Raw genomic sequence first — 22,780 nt, forward strand, 5'->3', positions numbered from 1 at the left:
TATTTCATTGATAAATAAAGAGATAGTAGTAACTGAAGTTGCTCTGCGGGATGGGAGTCATGCAATCAGCCACAGCTTTACTGTTGATCAAGTAACCCAGGTGGTTGGAGCTTTAGATAACGCTAATGTCCCTTTTATTGAAGTTTCTCATGGAGATGGATTAGGGGGATCGTCTATTCAATATGGGTTTTCTAAAACGGATGAGATGAAACTCATTGAAGCCGCAGTAAGTTCGACAAAAAATTCAGCTATATCTGTTCTGCTACTGCCGGGTATCGGAACAGTAAAAGAATTAAAAGAAGCACATCAACTGGGAGCTAAAATGGTCCGTGTAGCAACTCATGTAACAGAAGCAGATGTTAGTAAACAACACATTTCGTTAGGTAAAGAATTAGGTATGGAAACAGTCGGATTTCTCATGATGTCTCATATGGTTCCACCAGAAAAGCTTTTAGAACAGGCCCGGCTTATGGAAAGCTATGGAGCTGACACTGTTTATGTTGTAGATTCTGCAGGAGCGTTATTACCTCATGAAGTAAGAACAAGGATTAAACTACTAAAGGAAAATCTTACAGTAAATGTAGGATTTCACGCTCACAACAACTTATCTTTAGCAATGGCAAATACTTTAGCAGCAATAGAAGAAGGAGCCACGAGAATTGATGGCAGTGTCCGGTGTCTAGGAGCCGGTGCTGGAAATACACAAACAGAAGTACTAGTTTCCGTGCTAGAACGGATGAACATACAAACCGGGATTGATGTTTACAAAATGATGGACTTAGCCGAGGAGTTAGTAGCTCCAATTCTACCAGAGCCTCAAGAAATAACAAAAGGAAGTTTAGTGTTAGGATATGCAGGCGTTTATTCTAGTTTTCTGCTTCATGCTTATCGTGCTGCAGAAAAATATCATTTAGATCCAAGAGATATATTATTAGAATTAGGAAATAGAAAAGTAGTGGGCGGTCAAGAAGATATGATCATTGATGTTGCGAGTGAACTTGCAGGGTATAAAATTTCTTAATAAAAACAGAGGTGAAAGGGTTGGATGTAAAAGAAATTGCAGAAAAAATAGATTTTCATCAACAGAATGGTATAGAAATGGGGAAAATCACCAATGACTATCCCGAATTAACAGTAGAAGAAGCTTATGAAATCCAAAAACTTACTATTCAAAAATATATGGAAAGAAATGATCCTCTTATTGGGTGGAAAATGGGACTAACTAGTAAGGCAAAACAAATTTCGATGAATGTAGAAGAACCTATTTATGGAAGACTTACAGAATCAATGGAATTAAATGAACCTGTCCTGCATGTCAAGAACCTCATTCATCCCAAAGTAGAGCCGGAGTTTGCTTTTATCATAAATAAGGAACTCAAAGGAGGTAACGTAAAACCAAGAGATGTATGGGCCGCTGCGGAAGGAGTGTATCTTGCTTTAGAAGTGATTGACAGCCGCTATGAAAATTTCAAATTCACTTTGCCAGATGTGGTAGCAGACAATGCTTCTTCCACGAAATTTGTGTTAGGCAGTCAAGTCTTTTCTCCAGCATATACCTTATGGGATAAAGTAAAAGTTACTATGATTAAAAACGGGGAAAAAGTCCAATCTGGATATGGAAATGCTGTGTTAGATCATCCCGTGCATTCTGTAGTAGAACTGACGAAAATGCTTAATAGGGATAATTTAATCGTAAAACCTGGAATGGTGGTTCTTGTAGGCGGTATTACGGAAGCAGTGAGTGTAAGGGCAGGAGACATGTTAAAGGTGGATTATGAAGGGCTGGATTCACTAGATTTAGAGGTTAAGGAATAGAACAGGAGGCAGGGTTGTGCCGATAGCTCATATTCATATTTTAGAAGGTAGAGATAGTTGCCAAAAGAAGAAACTCATTGAAGAGGTAACAAAGGCTATTAGTTCTAGTCTTCATTCTGAAAGAGGAAAAATAAAGGTTTTATTACATGAAGTGTCGGAAGATAATTGGGCTACAGCTGGAGTGACGAAAAGAGAAGAAAAAATTGTTGACTGAAGCAGCAGAAAAAGGAAAGGAGACAGCAGACATGAAAGTACACGACAACAACACACCAGATTTGCATGGATCTGTTGTTGCTATAGGTGCTTTCGATGGAATGCATCTAGGTCATCAGGCTGTCATACGTGAGACTGTTAATCTCGGCGAAATCTACAATATTCCTAGTGTAGTCTACACTTTTGATCCGCCTCCCCGGTTTTACTTTCAAAATTCGACTATTTTAATGAATGTCAAAGAGAAACTGGAAGTGATTAAGAAACTTGGTGTTAAACAAGTGGTTATTGCAAATTTCAATAAAGATTATGTCCAAAAAAGTGCGGAAAGTTTTATTAAAGAATTAAATAAAATGGATCCTAAAGAGATTTTGGTAGGAAACGACTTTCGTTTCGGAAAGGGAAGAAGTGGAAATGTTCAATTTCTCAAGAAATATTTTAATGTAAGAATTATCGAGCCAATAAGGTGTAATAGAGGGGAGGTTATTTCCTCCACTAGAATCAGAAAATTAATTGCATCAGGAGATACCCAAGGGGTTGGGGCTCTACTAGGAGAAAAAGAGGGGGTTAATTGATGAATTTCTTAAAAGCGTATTGGAAGAGTATAAGCTTAACATTAGGTCTAATGGCACTGTTGACTGCTTGTGGGGGTGGTGACGAGACTACAGAATCAACTGCAGATCCCCAGTCTGCCGAAGGAGAAACAGAGGAAACGACAGAAGGCCAAGCAGATGCTGACCATGAATTTAAACTGGGGTTAATTACACCACCAGAACATATGTGGCACAAAGCGGCAGAGAAATTTAAGGAAGAGTTAGAAGCAAACTCTAATGGAAGAATGACATTGGAGATTTATCCTTCTGGACAAGTGGGCAATGAAAACGACATGCTTCAGCAAATTGAATCTGGCTCATTAGATTTTGGTTTTATAACTGCAGCAGAAATTAGTTCTCGCGAAGAAGCTTTTTCTGCTTGGTTTACCCCATATCTTTTTGAAACAATTAATGATGCTCATGAAGCACGGGAATCAGAAGTAGCTGAAGAAATGCTTGGGACACTTGAGCAATATGGTATGACTGGTTTAGATTATTTGTTTGCTGGACAGCGCGTCATGTTATTTAAAGATAAAGAAGTACAGCAGCCTGAGGATATGGAAGGATTGGTACTTCGTGTAACTCCGAGTCCGCCTATGCTGGAATTTTATAATTCAACTGGCACTTCTACGGAAGGAATTCCTTTGCCTGAAGTTTATTCCGCTGTTCAAACCGGAGTTATTGACGGAATGGATATGGACTTAGATGCTACGATTACAAACAAATTTTTCGAAGTAGTCGATTACGGGGCTGTTACAAATCATATGGTATGGCCATCTGTCGCTGTCGTTAATTCAAACACTTTTTCATCGTTGCCTGAAGAAGATCAACAGATCATAGAGGATGCTCTAGAAACAGCTGCTGATTATGCCGTAGAAACCAGATCAGCTCAAGAAGAAGAATTTAAACAAACACTTACTGATGAGGGCATGACCATTTATGAACTAGATGAAAGTGTCTTTGAAGAACAAATTGAGAGTTTTGATGAAAAATATAAAGAAAAAGATCCATTAATCGAAGAGTTCATTACTACATTCCGTGAATAGGACTGGGAGGGAGAAACTATTGAATACGATAAGTAACGGCTTAGCAATAATTGAAAAATATCTTGCCATAGTGTTAATGGTTACGATGACAGCAGTAATGGCTTTAGCAGTGTTGTTCCGTTACTTCTTAAACTCTCCATTGTCATGGGCCGGAGAAGCAGCAGTATTTCTATTAACTTGGATTAGTTTTATAGGTGGAAGTCTTGGGCTTAAATATAAAGCTCAAGCTTCTGTTACTTTTTTGTTAGATATGACTTCTTTGAAAACGAGGAAAATTCTTTTGTTTATTGGCTATCTAATAATCTTAATTTTTATGGGTATCGTGCTCTATTATAGTTATACTTGGGTGTTTTCATCAAGTTCTTTGTCGCAAAAATCAAATAATTTACAAATACCTATGTGGATACCTTATAGTGCTGTTCCTATTGGATTAAGTTTTGCTGCAGTGCATATTCTATCTAACTTGTCAGATTTATTTAGAAAGGAGGAGAGCAAATGACAACTTTAGTAATTGTTTTATTTTTTGTTTTTTTACTAATGGGAATTCCTATATCGTTAGTACTTGGAATGATGACTATATTATATTTTTTTACTTTAGGTAATACACAATTATTGACTTCTATGCCGCAGCAGCTTTTTTCTAGTTTAGATAACTATGGACTTCTTGCTATTCCTCTTTTTATGCTCGCAGGTGAATTAATGAATGGGGGCGGTATTACTTCAAAATTAGTAAAGTTTGCCAGGGTATTATTGGGACATTTTCGCGGAGGATTGGCGTATGTGACGGTCATTGCTAATATGTTCCTGGCTTCTATATTAGGATCTGCTAACGCACAGGCAGCTATGATGAGTAAAACAATGGTTCCCGAAATGGAAAAGGAGGGATATGAAAGAGAGTTTTCAGCGGCTCTAACCCTTTCTTCTTCTATTGTAGCACCTATAATCCCGCCAAGCATGATCTTTATTATCTATGGCACTTTATCAGGAGCTTCTATTGGCGGCCTTTTTATGGCGGGAATTATCCCCGGGCTTATCTATGGAATTGCTTTTGTTGCATTAATAGCGTTTATGGGATATAAATATCATTTCCCAAAAAGTGAACGAGAACCATTCAGGGAAGTAGTGAAGAGTACATTTTCTGTGTTTCCTGCTTTGCTCGTTCCATTTGTCATTATAGCAGGTATATTAAGTGGAGTATTTACCGCTACTGAATCCGCAGCTGTAGCCTGTGTTATTGCTTTTCTTGTAGGACGTTTTTTTTACAAAAAATTAAGTTTTAAAAGCCTCCCTTCTATATTTTTTAACACGGTGATAAGTACTGCCACCGTTACCTTTCTCATTGCTATGGCTGGAGCCTTCGGATGGATGATTGCTTTTGAGCAAATCCCGCAAACGATAGCGAACGGAATGCTTTCATTGTCAGAAAACCCACTTGTATTTTTGTTTTTAGTTAATATTTTCCTTTTGATACTAGGAGCAGTGCTGGATGGCATTGCAGCTTTAATCATTTTAGTTCCAGTTTTCATGCCGCTTTTGATGACTTATGGGGTGGACCCAGTTCACTTTGGGGTAATTATCTGTATAAACTTAACAATAGGTTTATTGACTCCTCCTATTGGTACAGGTCTATTCATCGTATCTTCTATCGCCGAAGTAAAATTTGAAAGTCTCATTAAGAGTGTTTTTCCTTTTTTAATCATGGGAATCCTTGTTCTTTTTGTTATCACATACTGGGAAGACGCTGTTTTGCTGATTCCCCGTCTAGTGGGACTTTAATCAATAGTATGTAAGGTGAATTTCAAACTTCTTATGTTATATTTTAAAAAATCAATACATCAAAATGGGAGAGAACCATATTTAAGGAAATTGTAAACAATATACCTTTCAATGAGATTGTCCACTTAAAGCTTTAGCCCTTACACGATAATACTTTAGAAAAGGCAGGTGTCTTACTAACATGAATAGAGAACCTAAGACCAAAAGCTGGGAGCAGTACTTAAAATATGGTCAACGTCATTTCTTTAAGAAGAAATCTATTATATTTGAAGCACATTCATTGGGAAAAGAAGGATTTTATTATCTAAAAGATGGGTTTGTAAAGGTCTCTACTAAAACACTTAGTGGGGAAGAAAGAACAATTGACATCATAGGTGAAGGCCGCCCTTTTGGAGAACAAACTGCTGATGGACAGCCATATTTTTCTACAGCAACAGCCCTTGAGAATTGTATTATTTACTTTTTTTGTTACGATGACATTAAATCGTTAATGGATAATGACCATACGTTTAGGATGTTAATGTATGATGGATTGACAGAAAAATTAAAACTTCTTACCAATCATATGACTGTTCGTTCTCTTCCCTCAGAACAGTTGTTAGCTCAATCTATCTTAGAGATTAAGCAGAAGTACAATGATCACAAAATACCCTTAACACAGCAGGAATTGTCCCGGTATACAGGTTTAACCAGAATCACTATTTATAAAATTTTTAAAAAATGGGGAGACGATATCGTCCATATCGAGAAAAAAAACATTGTTGTCAAACAGCCCCGTAGTTTAAGAAAAATAGTAGAAGCTTCATAATTGAAATATAAACATATATATTAGTGAATGCAGAAGGCATTGTAGGCCTTTGCCTTCTTTTTTTATAAAAACTGATTTATTTTTTGTTCCAATTGTTTTACATTTTTAATATAAATCGTTCGGTCATAAGTCTCGATTATGCCACCCTTTCTCCATTCTTTAAGAATTTTCCAAATCGTTACCCGCGATTTGCCTATGTAATTTGAGATGGATATTTGATCCAAAGTAATAGTGGGACTTCCAGTTTTTTTATATAGAAAGTGAAGGTGAAAAGCGAGTTGAGCTTCAGCTGGAGCATCAAATATAGATTTAGTTTTCACTAGCATACGTATTTTCGAAATCAGAGAATAACTAAATTCTTGAATGGTTTCTGGATAGTCCGAACATAATTTACGGAAATGGCTAATAGAAAAATAATACAGAATTGATTCTTTTGTAACATCGGCTGATGTGAAATAGGCACCTTGTGTAACCCCTTGTTCTCCGATTAATTCTCCAGGAGATACGTAATCAATTACTTGGACGTGACCATCTTCTCTAAGCATACTTATTTTTACTTCTCCCTCGTGAAGGTAATAAAAACCATTTCCTTGCTCTCCCTGTCGAAATAAAGTTGCATTTTTTGGTAGTCTGCGCATTTGTCCATACTCAATGTAATTTTCCCATAAGCCAGGTTTATTGCCCATTCTATTTCCCCTCAAATTTATTTACTCATATATTTAGATAGTCCAGATCATTTAAGAGTACTTCTTATTATACAATAAACACAAAAAATTCTAAATTCTTTAAAAATAAATGTTAAATATTTAACAGCATTTCTATTCTTTTAACATTAGTATAAAAACAAGAATAAATAGTTTAATTTTATAGTCCTTCGGAAGAGAGGTAGATAATCTAATAATCATGTGAAATGTCACAGCATCAAGATGGAAATAATAGAACTTTAGGATCGATTAATTGGAAATCTTAATAGTATGAAAGTAGGTAGATTAGATTGTACACGACTGGTACAGCATTCTTAGAAGCATTACATGAAGCTGGAGTTTCTTATATTTTTGCTAATTTAGGAAGCGATCACCCGGCAATTATTGAGAGCTTAGCCCGGGCTAAAAAAGAAAACAAAGAATTGCCAACTGTCATTACGTGTCCTCATGAATTTGTAGCTTTAAGTGCTGCTCATGGTTATGCTCAAGCGACAGGTGAACCTCAAGCAGTAATGGTTCATGTCGAATGCGGCACCCAAAATCTAGGAGGAGCCATCCACAATGCATCTAGAAGCCGAGTCCCAGTGTTAATTTTCGCCGGAGCTTCTCCATACACTCAAGAGGGTGAATTAACTGGCAGTCGAAATGAATTCATCCATTGGATTCAGGATGTACCTGATCAACGGGGAATCGTACGTGGTTATACAAAGTATGATAATGAGATTCGTACCGGTGCTAATGTAAAGCAGCTCGTGTATCGAGCTTTGCAAATAGCCAAAAGTGATCCTACAGGTCCGGTCTATTTAATGGGACCTCGTGAAGCGATGGAAGAGGAAGTCGAGCCAATGACTCTTAATAATGACCTTTGGGAACCTATTTCTCCGAGTGCGGTTGCTCCTTTGCAGCTAGAACAATTAAGTAATGATTTGGTGTCTGCTAACAATCCTCTTATTGTCACTTCTTATTTAGGAAGAAATAAGGAAGCTGTAGAGCAGTTAGTTCAGTTAAGCGAAAAATTAGCAATACCGGTCATTGAATCAATTCCGCATCAAATGAACTTTCCGGCAGATCATTCCATGCACTTAGGTTCCCAATGGAATACACCAGGTCAAAACGAACAACTTGAAGAAGCGGATCTCGTACTTGTAATAGACAGCGATGTACCGTGGATACAAATGAAAAACAAGCCATCTGATCATGCAACAGTATATTATCTCGATGTTGATCCACTGAAAGAAGAAATGCCTCTTTGGTATATACCTTCTAAACAATTTCTTAAAGCGGATTCTTGTATCGCCCTGAAGCAAATGAATCAGTATATTGATGATAATTGTCAACTCGATAAAGACGTGATATCAAAAAGGTGGAAGAAATTCTCTGACATTCATCATCATCAAATGAAAGAGAAACACCGTATTGAACAACGAAAGACAGGTGTGATCACACCAGAATACCTGACAGCTTGTATTAGAGAAGTAATTGATGAAGAAAATACAATTGTGTTGAATGAAGGAATTACAAACTATGGAGCTATTTCTAATCATATTGGTTTAAATACACCAGGATCTTATTATGCAAGCGGCGCCGGATCGCTAGGATGGAATGGTGGAGCAGCATTAGGAATGAAATTAGCAAAATCTAATAAAACTGTTGTTAGCCTGACAGGGGATGGCTCTTATTTATTTAGTGTTCCATCTACCGTTCATTGGATGGCTAATAGATATAAAATTCCATTTTTAACTGTTATTTATAATAATTCCGGCTGGAAAGCTCCAAAAATGTCTACGCTAGGTGTTCACCCGCGTGGAATTGCCAACGAAACGGAAGGATTCTGGGTAAACTTTGACCCAACAGCTAATTTAGCAAAAATAGCTGAAGCGGCTGGGAACGCACGTCCAATCACAGTAGAGGATTCCTCCGAGCTGAAAGGTGTGTTGGAAGAAGGGTTGAAAACGGTGAGTGAAGGACGTTCTGTTGTTATCAATGTCACTATTCCGCATGTGTATTCTAAGGAAATAACAGACACAGGTACGCAATCTGCCAATTTAGAAGCTGAACTGAAAAAATAAAGATCAAATGTACGAATGGAGGTAAAAAATGAGTGTGAAAACAAACCTATTAAGTAATGTGCTAAATAGTATTGTAGAGGAAAAAGTGGAAATAGTAGACTTGACCCAGACCTTGAATGAAGATACTCCGGTAATACAGCTCCCGCCACCTTTTAAAAATACTGGTGGATTTAAGTTTATGCCTTTATCGGAATACGATGAAAATGGACCAGTTTGTTATTGGAATGATTTTGTTGCCGGAGAGCATTGTGGCACCCATTTTGATGCCCCTATACATTGGATTTCTGGAAAAGATGGCGATTCGGTAGATACAATGCCGGTGAAAAACATGATTGGAGAAGCTTGTGTCATTGATATTACGAAAAAAGCAGAAGTTAATCCAGATTATTGCTTAACGGTTAGTGACATTAAAGAGTTTGAAGAAAAGCATGGGAAGATTTCAAGCCACTCTTTCGTTCTTGTGCATGCCGGATGGGATAAGTACAATGATGATCATGAAAAATACTTCAATGTTGGTGAAGACGGCCATCCCCATACCCCAGGGGTTTCTCAAGAAGCATCCATTTTTCTCATTGAAGAGAGGGATATTCTTGGAATTGGAGTGGAAACGGTAGGAACTGATGCTGGGATTGCTGGTACTTTTGACCCTCCTTTTCCAAATCACCATTACATGCATAAAGCAAATAAATATGGTATTGCTCAATTAGCAAATGTAGATAAATTGCCTGCTAGAGGCGCTGTATTAATCGTAAATCCTTTGAAAATTGAAAGAGGCAGTGGAAGTCCCTTACGCGTATTAGCATTAGTTGAAAAACAATAATAAAACAAGGAAGAATTATTTAAAATTAAATATAGTGTTGATGGAATGAGGTCAAAAAACGAATAAAAAGTGTGTGCTGTTATAAACCTTTTCGCTTATTATTTTTTGATTCTTCTGACTAGTGAGCTTATGGATATAAAGTGATAACTTTATTGTGAAAAAATGAAAAACAGAAAAATAAAATGTATGTTAAGTTTTTTCTTATCCGAATCGGAGAAAAGAACTGGTTCGGATAAGAATAATATTTTTAAGTCGTTGATATTCCTTATAATTCTTTGAGATTTTCTCAAACTGGTGAAACTATATTTTTGAATTTTCCTTTATAATGTTAACAGGTTAACAAATGATTAATCGTAAGATAGATATAATTATGTAAAAGGATGCAAGGGTTCTCCATTATATTCAGAAAATTATTTCAATTGAATTGTTAGATTATATGATTGATTTAATATTAATGTCTGTTTAAGTTATTTCTTTAGATATCCTGATCTGAAAAGGGTCTAGATATACATTATTACATGAAAAGGTAGAATAATAGTTTATTGGAGGTATATGTAATGGGAACTACAAGTCATAAAAATAATGTAGATGTGAAACTAGACGTAAAGTACGGTCCGTTTATTAACGGGGAAATCGTAGAATCAACTAATGGTTATATTGATGCTGTCAACGCAGCCAATGGAAAATTACTTTCAAAAATCGGCAGAGGCGGCAAGGAAGATGTTGATCGTGCTGTGAAAGCTGCAAATGAAGCATTCGAAGGCTGGTCCAATACGCTCATTGAAGAACGTTCGGCTTTACTTAACAAAATTGCAGATACACTTGAAGCCAACCAAGAACGGTTAAAAATGATCGAATGCATGGACACAGGACGTGCTATTCATGAATTTGACCTGGACTATCAACTTGCTATTTATCAATTTCGTTATTTTGCATCCGCCATATTGACGTATGAAGGAGCTTCTCGTCCTGTCAACAATGGTCATTTGATAATAAAGAAAGAACCTCTAGGTGTTTGTGCCCAAGTCATTCCGTGGAACGTACCGATGATCATGACTGCTTTTAAACTGGCTCCGGCACTTGCTGCAGGTAATACAGTAGTATTAAAACCAGCGGAAGACGCGTGTCTTTCTGTGATGGAATTTGCTAAACTCTTATCGGACATTCTGCCAAAAGGTGTAGTGAACGTAGTTCCAGGTTACGGTACTGAAGCCGGACAAGCACTTATCGATCATCCGGATATACACAAGCTTGCTTTCACTGGAAGTGTTGAAGTAGGACGGTTAGTTGGTAAGACGGCAGGGGAAAGAATTCTTCCTGTAACTCTTGAGCTTGGCGGTAAAGCTCCTCACATCGTTTTCCCTGATGTAGATATTGATCGGGCCGTTGAAAACGCGACGCTCGGCTATACGTTTTTTAATGGAGAAAGCTGTATTCTTGGAACACGTCTTCTCATTCACGACGACATTTACGACCAGTTTATCGAAAAGCTAATAGCAAGAGCAAAAGAAATTAAAATTGGTGACCCGACGGATCGATCGACAAGACTAGCAGCAATTATTAATGAAAAACAAGGTAAAAGAGTTCTTAATTATTTCGATATTGCAAGAGAAGAGGGAGCTAAAATTCTTTACGGAGGTAATCGTGTCACTGTTCCAGGTAACGAATATGGTTATTTTATTGAACCAACGATAATTGAAGCTGAACCTAAGATGAGAATTGCCCAGGAGGAAATTTTTGGACCAGCGGCAACAGTTACGCGTTGGAGAGATATTGATGAGGTCATCAATATGGCAAACGATGTGGACTATGGTCTTGCTGCCGGCATTATGACTGAGGATCTTGAAAATGCAATCAATACCGCCAACAAGCTTGAGGCAGGCAGTGTCTGGATTAATCAGTATTTTAATTTTCAATCTGGAGCCCCATTTGGTGGATACAAAAACAGTGGTGTTGGAAGAGAGTATAGTAAGGAAGCATTGGATCAATATACACAATCAAAAACAATTGTTGCAGCATATCAATTACCTCCAGCGGGATATTTTAAATAGAAAAATATATAACGTCGCATTAGCAGCTTAGAAAAATTATTAATGATGCCAAGGCAGAATTTATAGCTGTTTTGGCATTGTTTTTATCATATAGAAAGTTATCTTTTTTCAAATTGGATTGTGTGACTAATAAAATAAGGTTGAACGAAAGAAGGAGCATTCCTGTATGGGGAAAATGGGAGCTTTGAACAAAAAAAGAGCTTATAGCACTGTCCAACGATAAATCATCATAAGTATTCGCGAAATGTCCCCCCTAGACGCTCATTATTCAGCAGGAGCACGCCTATCCTGTGAAATTTTATAGGGTAAGAAAAACAAAGTAAAGGAAAGAATATTTAAATACAAAGAGGGTGGTTATTAAATGAAAAATAAAGTTTACGCAGGCTTCGTACTTATTTTCAGCTTCCTTTTATCTATTGGGTGCGGTGCTGAAGAAACTAGTGATGCCACGGATACAAATTCTAATAATAATGAAGGTGAAACCTTTAAAATTGTAAGTTTCTTGGCTGCTGATCATGCTTTCACCGAGGGGATTGTACCAATCTGGATCGATAAAATGGAAGAGGCGACGGACGGAGCAGTGACGTTTGAATGGATAGGCGGACCTGAATCCGTTCCCCTTGAAGAACAGTTTGACGCCGTAGTTAATGGTACGGCTGAAGTTGGATTTAATGTAAGCTCTTATTATGGGCATTTAATGCCGGAAACACATTCTTTAAATCTATCTCCTCATACCCCAGAAGAAGAAAGAGAAAATGGATATTTTGATTATCTGCAAGAAAGATTTAATGAGCAAAACTTAGAATATGCCGGCAGGTGGCTAGGACCGTCCCCATACTATTTTTGGACCAATGAAAAGATTGAATCACTAGATGATCTGAAAGGTCTAAGAATGCGATCAAACCCAACTTACGATGGTATTTTGCAGCGGTTAGAGGTCAATCCGGTCACAGTAAGTCCGGCAGATGTATATACTTCCTTAGAACGTAATATGGTAGATGGGTTCGGCTTTCCATTGCTAGGACCTCATGATTCAGGCTGGACTGAGGTAACCGAATATATTGTTGATGAACCGTTCTTAAATCAGAATGGAACTATTTTGTTTAATAAGCAAGCTTTTGATTCCTTATCACCGGATATTCAAGAAAAAATAAAAGAAGCTAATGCTGAATTTGAACATGATATGATAGAACACTTTAATGAGAAAAATGAAAAAGAATGGGAAGCTATTCAGGAGGCCGGCGTAGAAAAAATCACTTTAAGTGATGAAGACAGTGAGAAATTCCAAGGTTTTGTAGAAAGTGCTTTTTGGGAGAAGCTTGAGAACGAAGCCCCGGAAGAAGTCGGTACTTTAAGAGAGTTATTTGAAAATGAATAAAGGATAGTACGTATGCAAGAAAAAGATATACGAAAATAGTTAAATAGAAGAATTTGGTTTTTGGTTTTAATCAAATTCTTCTTATCCACTTTACCTCGATAAGAAATAAGAAGAAGGTGATCGCTTTTGTCTTCGATTGGTAAAGCACTAAATATTGTAGAAAACATAATGGCAGCACTAGGTTGTATTTTACTGCTTTTTATTACGATTTTAGTATGTGTAGAAGTTACTTCACGTTATATTTTTGGTTATTCTTTTATATGGGTAAACGAAGTTACTGAATATAGTCTTTTGTATATTACTTGTCTTGGCGGGGCATGGCTGCTGCGGCAGAATGGTCATATAACGATAGACATAGTTGATTTTGTTCCAAGTGAGCTGTTGCATCGAATCATTCGTGTGTTTGTTCCAATTACAGGCATCATCGTTAGCGGGATAATAACCTGGTATGGCATATTAACTGCCATTGACTTGTATGAAAGAAACGTCACTAGTGTAACTGCTTTAGCCACTCCGCAAGTTTATGTTTATATTGCAATCCCCATATCGTTTTTTATTATCATGCTAGAATTTATTCGCATTCTATACGGTGCTATCTTCTTAAGTATCAACAAAGGAGGGGGAATGCATTGATTTGGTGGCAGGTTTTAGCTCTGATACTAGTTGGTTTGTTCTTTTTAATGTTATTTAGGGTCCCTATTGCCTTTGCGTTTCTATTAGTGAATATAGTAGCTGCTTATTTTATCTGGGGAGAAAAAGAAGGATTAGACTTATTAATTTCAAGTATGGGAGGGGCTCTTACTAATTTTTCTCTTCTACCTATTCCGTTGTTTATTTTAATGGGGGAGATAATGTTTCAGTCTGGAATTGCTCCTAAAATGATTAACACAGTTGATAAATGGTTTGGTAATGTCCCAGGAAGATTAAGCATGCTTGCAGTGGGCTCTGGAGCTCTTCTCTCCACATTAACAGCTTCTAATATGGCAAGTACTGCCATGTTAGGTTCAACTTTAATACCTGAAATGGAAAATAAAAATTATAGTAAAACCATGGCGATAGGTCCTATTTTAGGGAGCGGCGCTTTAGCAGCTATGATTCCGCCAAGTGCTTTAGGAATTTTACTAGCTTCTATGGGGCAAGTATCGGTTGGACAATTTTTAATAGCTATCATTTTGCCCGGTTTGTTAATGGCTGTGATATATATGATTTATATAATTATAAGAGCGGTCACATCTCCTCATCTAGCGCCTGCTTATGAGCAGTCTAGTGCATCTATAGAGGAAAAAGCTACTGATACATTAAAGTATATAGCACCTTTAGGTCTTATTTTTCTGCTAGTACTTGGCTTTATCTTTTTAGGTATTGCAACACCAACAGAAGCTGCAGCATTGGGGGCTTTAGGGAGTATCATTCTTTCGGCTTGTAATAAACAATTAAACTTAGATGTTATTGTAAAGTCTTTGTCCGGAACATTAAAAATAACAGTAATGATTCTATTGATCATTTCTGGTTCTACCGCTTTTAGTCAAATTCTCTCTTTTTCGGGAGCCACCAGAAATTTAGTAAGCATTGTTCAAAATGTAAGTACAGTTCCTATTATAGTACTTATCCTTATGCTTCTACTAGTTATTATATTAGGAACCTTTCTTGAATCTCTTTCAATTATGATGCTTATAGTACCTATCTTTTTTCCAATAGCTAGTGCGTTAGACTTTAATTTATTATGGTTCTCCGTCCTGCTTTTATTAGCAATCGAAGTAGGAACCATTAGTCCACCGTTTGGCACAGGATTGTTTGCAATGAAAGGTGTTGTTTCCCGTAACACTACTATGATGACCATTTATTCTTCAGCAATTCCTTTCATATTCCTATTAATTGGTTTAATCGTCTTGATTATCTGTGTTCCATCTATAGTGACCTGGCTGCCAAGTATGATGGAAACGTAGTTTCATTCAGTTATATAAAGGTCCAAAATTGCACATCAGGAGTTAATAAAAGCACGGGCAGTAAAATAAGGCTGTTGATAACGACCACCGTTTTTGACTAGACACACAATCAATTAGTCTTAACCAAGTGTATCTGGTACTTTATCGGAATACATTTGCCTTTTCTGAGACATCAAGGAAGGGGCCAGCTTTCATATGCTAGCCCCTTGCAAACTAATAAGCACCTTCAGAATAAGTTAATTCATAGCTGTGGCTGTATATTTCAACTAGGTTGCCAAATGGGTCTTCAATATACCATTCGGAATGGCTTTTCACCAGGAAAATATTCACGAACTGGCATACGCTGCTTTCCCCCGTGGGCTTTAATTTGTTTACTAACCCTTCAAGGTCCGGGTCTTGTACACAATAATGGAAAATACCTGTCTTCCAGTACTCAAAATTATTTTCTGGTGTTTCGTTATTTGGGAACTCAAACAGCTCAATTCCTATTTTATCCGAAGCTTTCCCCAACCCGAACCAAATACATCCTTGCACATTATACCAATCGGGCTGTCATCCTCTAGCACTTCGGACGGTTCCATTAATATATACCAACCCATTACTTCCATATAAAATTCTACGGCTTTATCTACATCGGGCACCGAAAGACCGATGTGAGAAAAAGCACGTGGATATGACGCCATAAATGATTCCTTCTTCTATACGTTAATGTGGACAAATTATAATATATTTAGTATGGATTTGATAAGGAAAAGGTTTGTGGTTTGGCTGGTGGGAAAATGAAGAAATGTTAATAGAACAAATATCTACGATGGGTTTTTAAATAAAACAAGAGAAAAACTATCATAGATTCGATAGATAGTAAACACAACAGTAAATACTTTTGTGAACTCTCAACATATTCGTTGAGTTCTTTAAAAAAACACTTTGTTTCATTCATGACACAATTTGTCTTAAGGTAGTGACACAAACTGTATCATTAAGGATTATAATGAGAAGTTAAATCCCAAAATGACAGCCTCGTCTCTTTTGGCATTTTTTTTGCATTAATAAAGGATGAAGCGTTTTATACCATGTCCTTTGGGAGGTGTGCGTTTGAAAGCTGCGTTTTTATAAAAAAAGGTCACTGATTGTTAAGCAAGTGAAGGACAATGGGAAATCACAACAATGTGGATATTATTGTAGTTAATAAATGGCAGCGCTTACTTACGTGCATACTTATTAAAATCAAGGAGGAGCAAACATGGAAAAAACAGTGGATTTGTATCCTAAAGTAGCCAAATTTTTAGAGGGACAGAAAAAACTTTTTATTAATGACAAATGGGTGGATTCGGCAAACGGAAAGACATTTGAAAGTAAAAATCCTGCTAACGGGGAAGTTTTGGTTACAGTTAGTGAAGCGGAAGCAGAGGATGTTAATCGTGCAGTCGATGCTGCCCGGGCAGCTTTTGATAATGGGGCCTGGTCTAGAATAACTGCTGCGGAACGAAGCCGTCTCATTTATAAGCTTGCTGATCTAATGGAAGAAAATAAAGAGGAATTAGCACAAATTGAGACATTGGACAACGGGAAACCGATTAAAGAAACACGCATGGGCGATATTCCGATGGCGATTGAGCACTTTCGCTATTTTGCAGGCTGGTCTACTAAAATTGTAGGGCAAACGATTCCAGTTTCAGGTAATTATTTTAATTACACGAAACACGAGCCTGTTGGAGTAGTTGGTCAAATTATTCCGTGGAACTTTCCTCTTCTCATGGCAGCTTGGAAGTTAGGTGCAGCACTTGCTACGGGGTGTACCGTTGTATTAAAGCCTGCGGAACAAACTCCATTATCTGCTCTTTATCTAGCGGAGCTAATGCAAGAAGCTGGTTTCCCTGAAGGAGTTATTAATATTATTCCTGGATTTGGACCGACTGCTGGTGAACCATTAGTAAACCATGAAAAAATCAACAAAGTAGCGTTTACTGGGTCCACTGAAATTGGGAAACAAATTATGCGTCAGGCGTCTGACACGGTAAAACGAGTGACTCTTGAACTTGGCGGGAAGTCTCCGAACATTATACTTCCAGATGCCGATATGTCAAAAGCCATTCCAGGGGCGCTTGCTGGGATCATGTTTAATCAGGGGCAGGTTTGCAGCGCAGGTTCTCGTGTATTTGTTCAAAAGAAAGCCTATGACAACTTTGTGGCTGACATGGTGTCTCATTCGCAAAGTATTAAGCAAGGACCCGGGCTTGATTCGAATACGCAAATGGGCCCTCTAGTATCAGATGTTCAGCAAAACCGTGTCATGAATTATATTCAGCGAGGACAAGAAGAAGGAGCAGAAATGTTAACGGGTGGGAAAAATCCTTTTGATAATGGATATTTTGTAGAACCAACTGTATTTGCAGCAGTAGAAGATAATATGACGATTGCCAAAGAAGAAATTTTTGGGCCAGTTGTAGCTGCAATGCCGTTTGAAGACTTAGATGAAGTCATTGAACGTGCCAACAATTCAAACTATGGTCTTGCAGCTGGATTGTGGACAGAAAATGTGAAAAATGCTCATTATGTTGCGGATAACCTGCAAGCAGGAACTGTCTGGGTCAACTGCTATAATGTCTTCGATGCAGCATCTCCATTTGGTGGATTCAAGCAATCTGGAAGCGGGCGTGAAATGGGGTCCTACGCTCTTGATAACTATACAGAAGTGAAAAGCGTCTGGATTAATATGAATTAAACGTAAGCTAGAAAAAAGTATGGTGCAGAGTGTCCTCTATGGGCACTCTATTTTTATGTAAGGAATGAAATGTTAACAACTCTACAAGAACGAGAGGAAGTATATTATAGAATGCCGATTTGCTATCTTTAAGTAGAGGAGAATAGCTGAAGTACTCGGTGTGAATGCGGATTAAAAAGAAAAGGACAGAATTACATACAGTTTAAGATAGGGTTTTGAAAATTGTTTTTAATAATTATTCGAAATGTTATAATAAATCTGACATAGTTGGTTAAGTTATTTACTTTACAATTTTGGTGGGAGGGAAAAAATGAACGAAAAAGCTTGGGAAAACTTTATCGTAAAAAACCAAGTATCCAAAGACATTCCAGATGAAATTGTTATGTCATGGAAGCGAAGCGTTCGTGCCGGTATTCGACCGGAATTAAAGAAAGCACCTCAAATTTTTACCCCTCATGACATACAAAACATTGCCTCCACTAACTTATTACACCATATCTTTTCTCAATTAAGCGGCGAAATGGACAAGTATTTTAACAAATACGATTGTTCTTTAAGCCTCTCAGATGAAAAAGGATGCATTATTGCTTCTTTTGTCGAAGGCACATTAAAAGAAAATCTGCAAGAAGTAAGGTTTTATGAAGGGGGCCATTGGCATGAAACAAAGTCAGGGACAAATGCCATCGGTACTGCTTTAACGACAGATAAAGAAATCGTTGTTAAAGGCCCTGAGCACTTTTGTCAAAATTGGCATCCCTTTTCTTGTGCCGGCATACCGATTCGTCATCCAATGAGTAAAAAAACAGCCGGGGTATTAGATTTAACTACTTTAAAAGAACGATTTCCCGAAAATGCATTAAGTCTTACAGCTGTATTTGTTCAATCGATTGAAGCCCTTTGGCATGCGACTCTTCTTCAAGATATTGAATTCATACGACAAGAATTCAACAAATATGTAAAAAATATAAAACAAGATCGTGTTTTTGCAGTTGATAGCGCTGGAGGTATTGTAGATACATTTATGAAGGGGCCGTACCGAAAAAAGGAGCAGCCTGTGAATATAAAATTGGACCAACTAAAGAAAGGAATCTATGAAGGAGACATCCAACTAGAAAATGGAGCTTTTGCAGAAGGACGAGTCATCCCTGTGAAACGAAATAACCGAACGGTCGGCGGAGTCATTCATTTAAGGAAAGGATATCGTTCAAACACGTTCAACCACGAAAAAGAAAAGGAAGAAAGCTTCTCATCTTTCTCTCGTCTGATTGGGAACAGTGAGAGCTGGCAGCAAGTCATCGCAGGCGCAAAACGAGTAGCAGCTAGAAATATGTCTATTTTAATTACCGGGAAAAGCGGGACAGGCAAGGAGTTAATGGCTCGGGCGATTCATGAGGCAAGTACTCGAAAAAACAATGCCTTTTTGGCTGTTAATTGTGCAGGTCTCAATCACGAGCTCGCAGCAAGTGAACTTTTTGGATATGCACCTGGTGCCTTTACCGGTGCTTTGAAAACCGGTAAAAAGGGTTGGTTTGAAGCAGCTGACGGAGGCACCCTATTTCTAGATGAAATCAGTGAAATGCCTCCATCCATTCAAGCGATGATGCTTCGAGTAATCCAGGAAAAACAGGTTCTACGAATTGGTGAACATACTCCTAGATCTGTTGACGTTCGAATTATTGCTGCTAGTAACAGAAATTTAAAAGAATGGATACAAGATGGCAAGTTTCGCGCTGATCTTTATTTTCGCTTGAACGTTGGGCGGGTGCATCTCCCCTGCCTTTGTGAAAGAAATAGGGATATTGAACGGTTAGCGGAGCACTTTCTAGAAAACATAGATGGCCATTTTCAAATAGACCAATCTGCTTGGGAAGTTTTTTATCAATACAGCTGGCCTGGCAACATCCGTGAACTGCAAAATGTATTAGAATATGCGGCGTTGTATGCGAAAGATGAAGTGATTACAGCAAGTGATTTACCTGTAGATTTATTCGAACATGAAAACAACAAGAAATACACTATTCATCTTGTATCGGACAAAAAAGTCAAGCAAACAAATGAAAGGGAGAGTGAAGAAGATGATCTCCTTAGAACGATTGAGGCTTGTCGGTACAACATGACACAGGCCTCTAGAGCTTTAGGAATATCGAGAAGTACTCTTTATCGTAAAATGAAAAAATATGAAATAAACATATAACCCATTTTTTAACTTTTTTTATGTAAGAAAACTTACGAGATACACAAAAACATCTTTCATCTAACGTTTACCCCTAGATAAAAAAGGGCAGAGACGAATTTCAGATCCTGCCCTTTTTTATAGGCAGTTTTTAACACCTCCAAAAGAACAAAGCATAAGCATAGCCAATATGAATATCAGACTGCAAATGTGCACACCTCTGGAAAAAAACCACCTGTCCTTTTTTCTACTCGGTTTTACTATTTATTAATAAGTGGAAAATCAACTTTTAATAGGGACTGTTTACATTAGACATATACTTTGCGTGAATAATCCTTAGTGAGTATATATCTAGGTTTATAGTGCTGAAATAATTATGGGGACTAAGGAAAATAGTAAAAAGGTAATATTTACATTATTTTTTATATGGATTAAGATAACACACACATCATATGAAAACGCTGTCTTATGTTTGTTGTTCTTTTTCTTTGTCTTTTACTAAACCGGTTTAGTTTTGCTTGTTCTGCAAAGTTTTTATTTATTTTTTAATAGTTTTTAATTTTTAATTAATTATTTGTGTGAAGGGGGGATATAAGAGTATTTTAAATCAGTAGTTTTAATTTGGTGATATTTTTTAGGGAGGGTTATCATTGAAGAAAAAGTTTAAAGGTTTTGCAGCAGCTGTTTTGGTAGGGAGTCAACTTGCAGCAATGTCTACTTCTGTTAGTGCAAATGATGAGGAAAACGATCCATGGGAACAAGTGCCTGAAATATTAGAAAATATAGAGGAACCTAGTTTTCCTGACGCAGAATTTGATGTAACGGAATATGGAGCTGATAATGAAGGAGAGGAAAAATCTACTGATGCCATTAATGAAGCAATTCAAGAAGCTAATGATGAGGGCGGCGGCCGCGTTGTAATTCCTGAAGGCACTTACTTAACGGGGGCAATTCACTTGGAAGATAATATTAATCTTCACATAGAAGAAGGAGCAGAGGTGAAGTTCAGCCAGGACCCTGAAGATTATCTTCCTGTGGTTAAAACCCGTTGGGAAGGTGTAGAGCTGTATAACTATTCTCCCCTTATTTATGCGTATGAGAAAGAAAATATTGCTATTACCGGTGAGGGAAAGTTAAATGGACAAGCTGACGATGAGAATTGGTGGCCGTGGAAAGGAAAGACCGAATATGGTTGGGAAGAAGGCGAGCCTCATCAAGCCGAAACTAGAGACCAGCTTTTTCAGTGGGCAGAAGATGGTGTAGATGTTGAAGATAGAAGGTTTGATGACCCAGAAGATTCTTTACTAAGACCTAGCTTTATTCAACCTTATGAAAGTGAAAATATACTAATTCAAGGTGTTGAAATTGTTGATTCACCGATGTGGTTTATTCATCCTGTACTTTCTGAGAATGTAACTATTGATAATGTTACAGTTGTAGGGCATGGTCCAAATAATGATGGTGCAAATCCTGAATCCAGCAAAAATGTATTGATTAAAGATTCTTATTTTGACACTGGTGATGATTGTATTGCAATCAAGTCTGGACGAAACGCTGATGGCAGAAGAATCGATGTATCATCAGAAAATATTGTCATACAGGGAAATGAAATGAGAGACGGTCACGGCGGGGTTGTTATAGGCAGTGAAATGACAGGTGGAGCCAAAAATGTTTTTGCTGAAGACAATTCAATGGACAGCCCTAACTTAGACAGGGTGCTGCGAATAAAAACGAACTCTATACGCGGCGGCGTAGTAGAAAACATTTATTTAAGAAATAATACAGTAGATGAAGTCGGAGGCGAAGTCGTTCGAGTTAATATGCAGTATGAAGAAGGTGATGCAGGAGATTATACTCCTATTGTACGTAACATCGAAGTTGATAATCTTCATAGTCAAGGCGGAAATTACGGTATTTACATTAGAGCGTATGATCGAGCACCTGTTCAAAATCTTAAGATTAAAGATTCAAGCTTTGATAATGTAGAGACGCCTACACTTATTGAAAACGTCGAAAATATGGAGCTTACAAACTTTACCATTAATGGAGAAAGCTATGATAATACTCCACCAGAAACGGATATTGATATTAGTGGAGAGACCCTTCCTAATGGATATTATGTAAATGAACCAAATGTAACACTATCTGCTTCTGATGAAGATGGAATTGAACGCATTGAATATCGCGAAGGAAATGACGACTCATGGAAAACATATACAGAGCCGTTTACCATTGATAGTTCAGGTGAAACAGAAATTCAATACAGAGCTTTTGATAATACAGATAATAGAGAAACGGTACAAGCTGCTTCGGTCAATATTGTAGATATGCCAAACGAGATGCAGACATTGAAGGATATAATTGAAGATTCGGATATTAACCCGAAAGGTATAAAAAATTCGTTAGCCGTTCGTATTGAGAATGCGGAACGTTCTTATAAAAACGGTAAAATAGAACAAGGCACAGAAAAATTAGAAAAAATAAAATCATTTGTTGAAAATAAAAAAAGCGATCACGTTCCGAACGCAGTGAAGAAAGATATCAATCAATCTATTGACTCTATTATTAACTAAATGATACTTCTTAAACAGAAGGTGGCTCTCAGTAATTTTGGAGCCACCTTCTGTTTCGTAATTTGTAAAATGAGCATATTCGGTTCAAATCAG

General features: G+C 37.4%; 18 protein-coding genes and 1 pseudogene. 17 read left to right on the forward strand and 2 right to left on the reverse strand.

Features of this window, described 5'->3' with window-relative positions:
• The first annotated feature begins 10 nt into the window (after positions 1-10).
• From dmpG to FZF09_RS01765, 8 genes are all read left to right on the forward strand, one after another.
• Positions 11-1,021, forward strand: coding sequence for a 4-hydroxy-2-oxovalerate aldolase (gene dmpG / locus FZF09_RS01730; RefSeq protein ID WP_158735025.1), 1,011 nt, complete (start codon positions 11-13; stop codon positions 1,019-1,021).
• 11 nt (positions 1,022-1,032) lie between these two features.
• Entirely contained in the window at positions 1,033-1,815 is a 783-nt protein-coding gene (locus tag FZF09_RS01735; protein WP_233269366.1) for a 2-keto-4-pentenoate hydratase, read from the forward strand.
• Between the two features lie 16 nt (positions 1,816-1,831).
• Positions 1,832-2,029 (forward strand): 2-hydroxymuconate tautomerase family protein, encoded by a 198-nt coding sequence (locus FZF09_RS01740; protein ID WP_158734829.1) that lies wholly within the window; start codon positions 1,832-1,834, stop codon positions 2,027-2,029.
• Positions 2,030-2,060: 31 nt separating this feature from the next.
• On the forward strand, positions 2,061-2,600 hold the full coding sequence (locus FZF09_RS01745; RefSeq protein ID WP_158734830.1) for an FAD synthetase family protein: 540 nt from the start codon (positions 2,061-2,063) through the stop codon (positions 2,598-2,600).
• Entirely contained in the window at positions 2,600-3,664 is a 1,065-nt protein-coding gene (locus tag FZF09_RS01750; protein WP_158734831.1) for a TRAP transporter substrate-binding protein, read from the forward strand. The genes FZF09_RS01745 and FZF09_RS01750 overlap by 1 nt, the downstream gene beginning before the upstream one ends.
• Positions 3,665-3,683: 19 nt before the next feature.
• Positions 3,684-4,163: a TRAP transporter small permease gene (locus tag FZF09_RS01755; protein WP_158734832.1), complete on the forward strand. Its 480-nt coding sequence runs from the start codon at positions 3,684-3,686 to the stop codon at positions 4,161-4,163.
• Complete coding sequence (locus FZF09_RS01760; protein ID WP_158734833.1) at positions 4,160-5,440, forward strand: TRAP transporter large permease; 1,281 nt, start codon at positions 4,160-4,162, stop codon at positions 5,438-5,440. The genes FZF09_RS01755 and FZF09_RS01760 overlap by 4 nt, the downstream gene beginning before the upstream one ends.
• A gap of 181 nt (positions 5,441-5,621) precedes the next feature.
• Positions 5,622-6,248, forward strand: a complete 627-nt coding sequence (locus FZF09_RS01765; RefSeq protein ID WP_158734834.1) for a Crp/Fnr family transcriptional regulator — start codon at positions 5,622-5,624, stop codon at positions 6,246-6,248.
• Between the two features lie 62 nt (positions 6,249-6,310).
• On the opposite strand, the gene FZF09_RS01770 is transcribed toward FZF09_RS01765, so the two are convergent.
• Complete coding sequence (locus FZF09_RS01770; protein WP_158734835.1) at positions 6,311-6,934, reverse strand: Crp/Fnr family transcriptional regulator; 624 nt, start codon at positions 6,932-6,934, stop codon at positions 6,311-6,313.
• Between the two features lie 308 nt (positions 6,935-7,242).
• On the opposite strand from FZF09_RS01770, the gene FZF09_RS01775 reads away from it, so the two are divergent.
• The 6 genes from FZF09_RS01775 (at position 7,243) to FZF09_RS01800 (ending at position 15,216) form a co-directional block, all read left to right on the forward strand.
• Positions 7,243-9,021, forward strand: coding sequence for a thiamine pyrophosphate-requiring protein (locus tag FZF09_RS01775; protein ID WP_158734836.1), 1,779 nt, complete (start codon positions 7,243-7,245; stop codon positions 9,019-9,021).
• 28 nt (positions 9,022-9,049) lie between these two features.
• Complete coding sequence (locus tag FZF09_RS01780) at positions 9,050-9,841, forward strand: cyclase family protein (protein WP_158734837.1); 792 nt, start codon at positions 9,050-9,052, stop codon at positions 9,839-9,841.
• Positions 9,842-10,398: 557 nt separating this feature from the next.
• Complete coding sequence (locus FZF09_RS01785; protein WP_158734838.1) at positions 10,399-11,892, forward strand: aldehyde dehydrogenase family protein; 1,494 nt, start codon at positions 10,399-10,401, stop codon at positions 11,890-11,892.
• A 361-nt stretch (positions 11,893-12,253) separates the two neighbouring features.
• Positions 12,254-13,270, forward strand: coding sequence for a TRAP transporter substrate-binding protein DctP (gene dctP, locus FZF09_RS01790; protein ID WP_158734839.1), 1,017 nt, complete (start codon positions 12,254-12,256; stop codon positions 13,268-13,270).
• A gap of 126 nt (positions 13,271-13,396) precedes the next feature.
• Complete coding sequence (locus FZF09_RS01795) at positions 13,397-13,903, forward strand: TRAP transporter small permease (RefSeq protein WP_158734840.1); 507 nt, start codon at positions 13,397-13,399, stop codon at positions 13,901-13,903.
• On the forward strand, positions 13,900-15,216 hold the full coding sequence (locus FZF09_RS01800; protein WP_158734841.1) for a TRAP transporter large permease: 1,317 nt from the start codon (positions 13,900-13,902) through the stop codon (positions 15,214-15,216). Before FZF09_RS01795 ends, FZF09_RS01800 begins: the two co-directional genes overlap by 4 nt.
• Before the next feature lie 213 nt (positions 15,217-15,429).
• On the opposite strand, the pseudogene FZF09_RS01805 reads toward FZF09_RS01800, so the two are convergent.
• Positions 15,430-15,899, reverse strand: a pseudogene (locus tag FZF09_RS01805) (lactoylglutathione lyase family protein).
• A gap of 560 nt (positions 15,900-16,459) precedes the next feature.
• Here FZF09_RS01805 and FZF09_RS01810 point away from each other — a divergent pair.
• The 3 genes from FZF09_RS01810 (at position 16,460) to FZF09_RS01820 (ending at position 22,687) form a co-directional block, all read left to right on the forward strand.
• Positions 16,460-17,941 carry an aldehyde dehydrogenase family protein gene (locus tag FZF09_RS01810; RefSeq protein WP_158734842.1) on the forward strand — a complete coding sequence of 494 codons (1,482 nt, stop codon included), beginning with the start codon at positions 16,460-16,462 and terminating at the stop codon, positions 17,939-17,941.
• 310 nt (positions 17,942-18,251) lie between these two features.
• Positions 18,252-20,135 carry a sigma-54-dependent Fis family transcriptional regulator gene (locus FZF09_RS01815; RefSeq protein ID WP_158734843.1) on the forward strand — a complete coding sequence of 628 codons (1,884 nt, stop codon included), beginning with the start codon at positions 18,252-18,254 and terminating at the stop codon, positions 20,133-20,135.
• 629 nt (positions 20,136-20,764) lie between these two features.
• The gene (locus FZF09_RS01820; protein WP_233269367.1) at positions 20,765-22,687 is read left to right on the forward strand and encodes a glycosyl hydrolase family 28 protein; all 1,923 of its coding nucleotides are present in this window, start codon (positions 20,765-20,767) and stop codon (positions 22,685-22,687) included.
• The last annotated feature ends 93 nt before the right edge of the window (positions 22,688-22,780 follow it).

Source organism: Alteribacillus sp. YIM 98480, from assembly GCF_009765375.1.
Lineage (GTDB): Bacteria > Bacillota > Bacilli > Bacillales > Marinococcaceae > Alteribacillus.

Coding starts and splice junctions, on each gene's coding strand:
- FZF09_RS01745 (WP_158734830.1), top strand. CDS start 2,061: ATGAAAGTACACGACAACAACACACCAGATTTGCATGGATCTGTTGTT.
- dctP (WP_158734839.1), top strand. CDS start 12,254: ATGAAAAATAAAGTTTACGCAGGCTTCGTACTTATTTTCAGCTTCCTT.
- FZF09_RS01765 (WP_158734834.1), top strand. CDS start 5,622: ATGAATAGAGAACCTAAGACCAAAAGCTGGGAGCAGTACTTAAAATAT.
- FZF09_RS01785 (WP_158734838.1), top strand. CDS start 10,399: ATGGGAACTACAAGTCATAAAAATAATGTAGATGTGAAACTAGACGTA.
- FZF09_RS01750 (WP_158734831.1), top strand. CDS start 2,600: ATGAATTTCTTAAAAGCGTATTGGAAGAGTATAAGCTTAACATTAGGT.
- FZF09_RS01760 (WP_158734833.1), top strand. CDS start 4,160: ATGACAACTTTAGTAATTGTTTTATTTTTTGTTTTTTTACTAATGGGA.
- FZF09_RS01770 (WP_158734835.1), bottom strand. CDS start 6,934: ATGGGCAATAAACCTGGCTTATGGGAAAATTACATTGAGTATGGACAA.
- FZF09_RS01810 (WP_158734842.1), top strand. CDS start 16,460: ATGGAAAAAACAGTGGATTTGTATCCTAAAGTAGCCAAATTTTTAGAG.
- FZF09_RS01780 (WP_158734837.1), top strand. CDS start 9,050: ATGAGTGTGAAAACAAACCTATTAAGTAATGTGCTAAATAGTATTGTA.
- FZF09_RS01815 (WP_158734843.1), top strand. CDS start 18,252: ATGAACGAAAAAGCTTGGGAAAACTTTATCGTAAAAAACCAAGTATCC.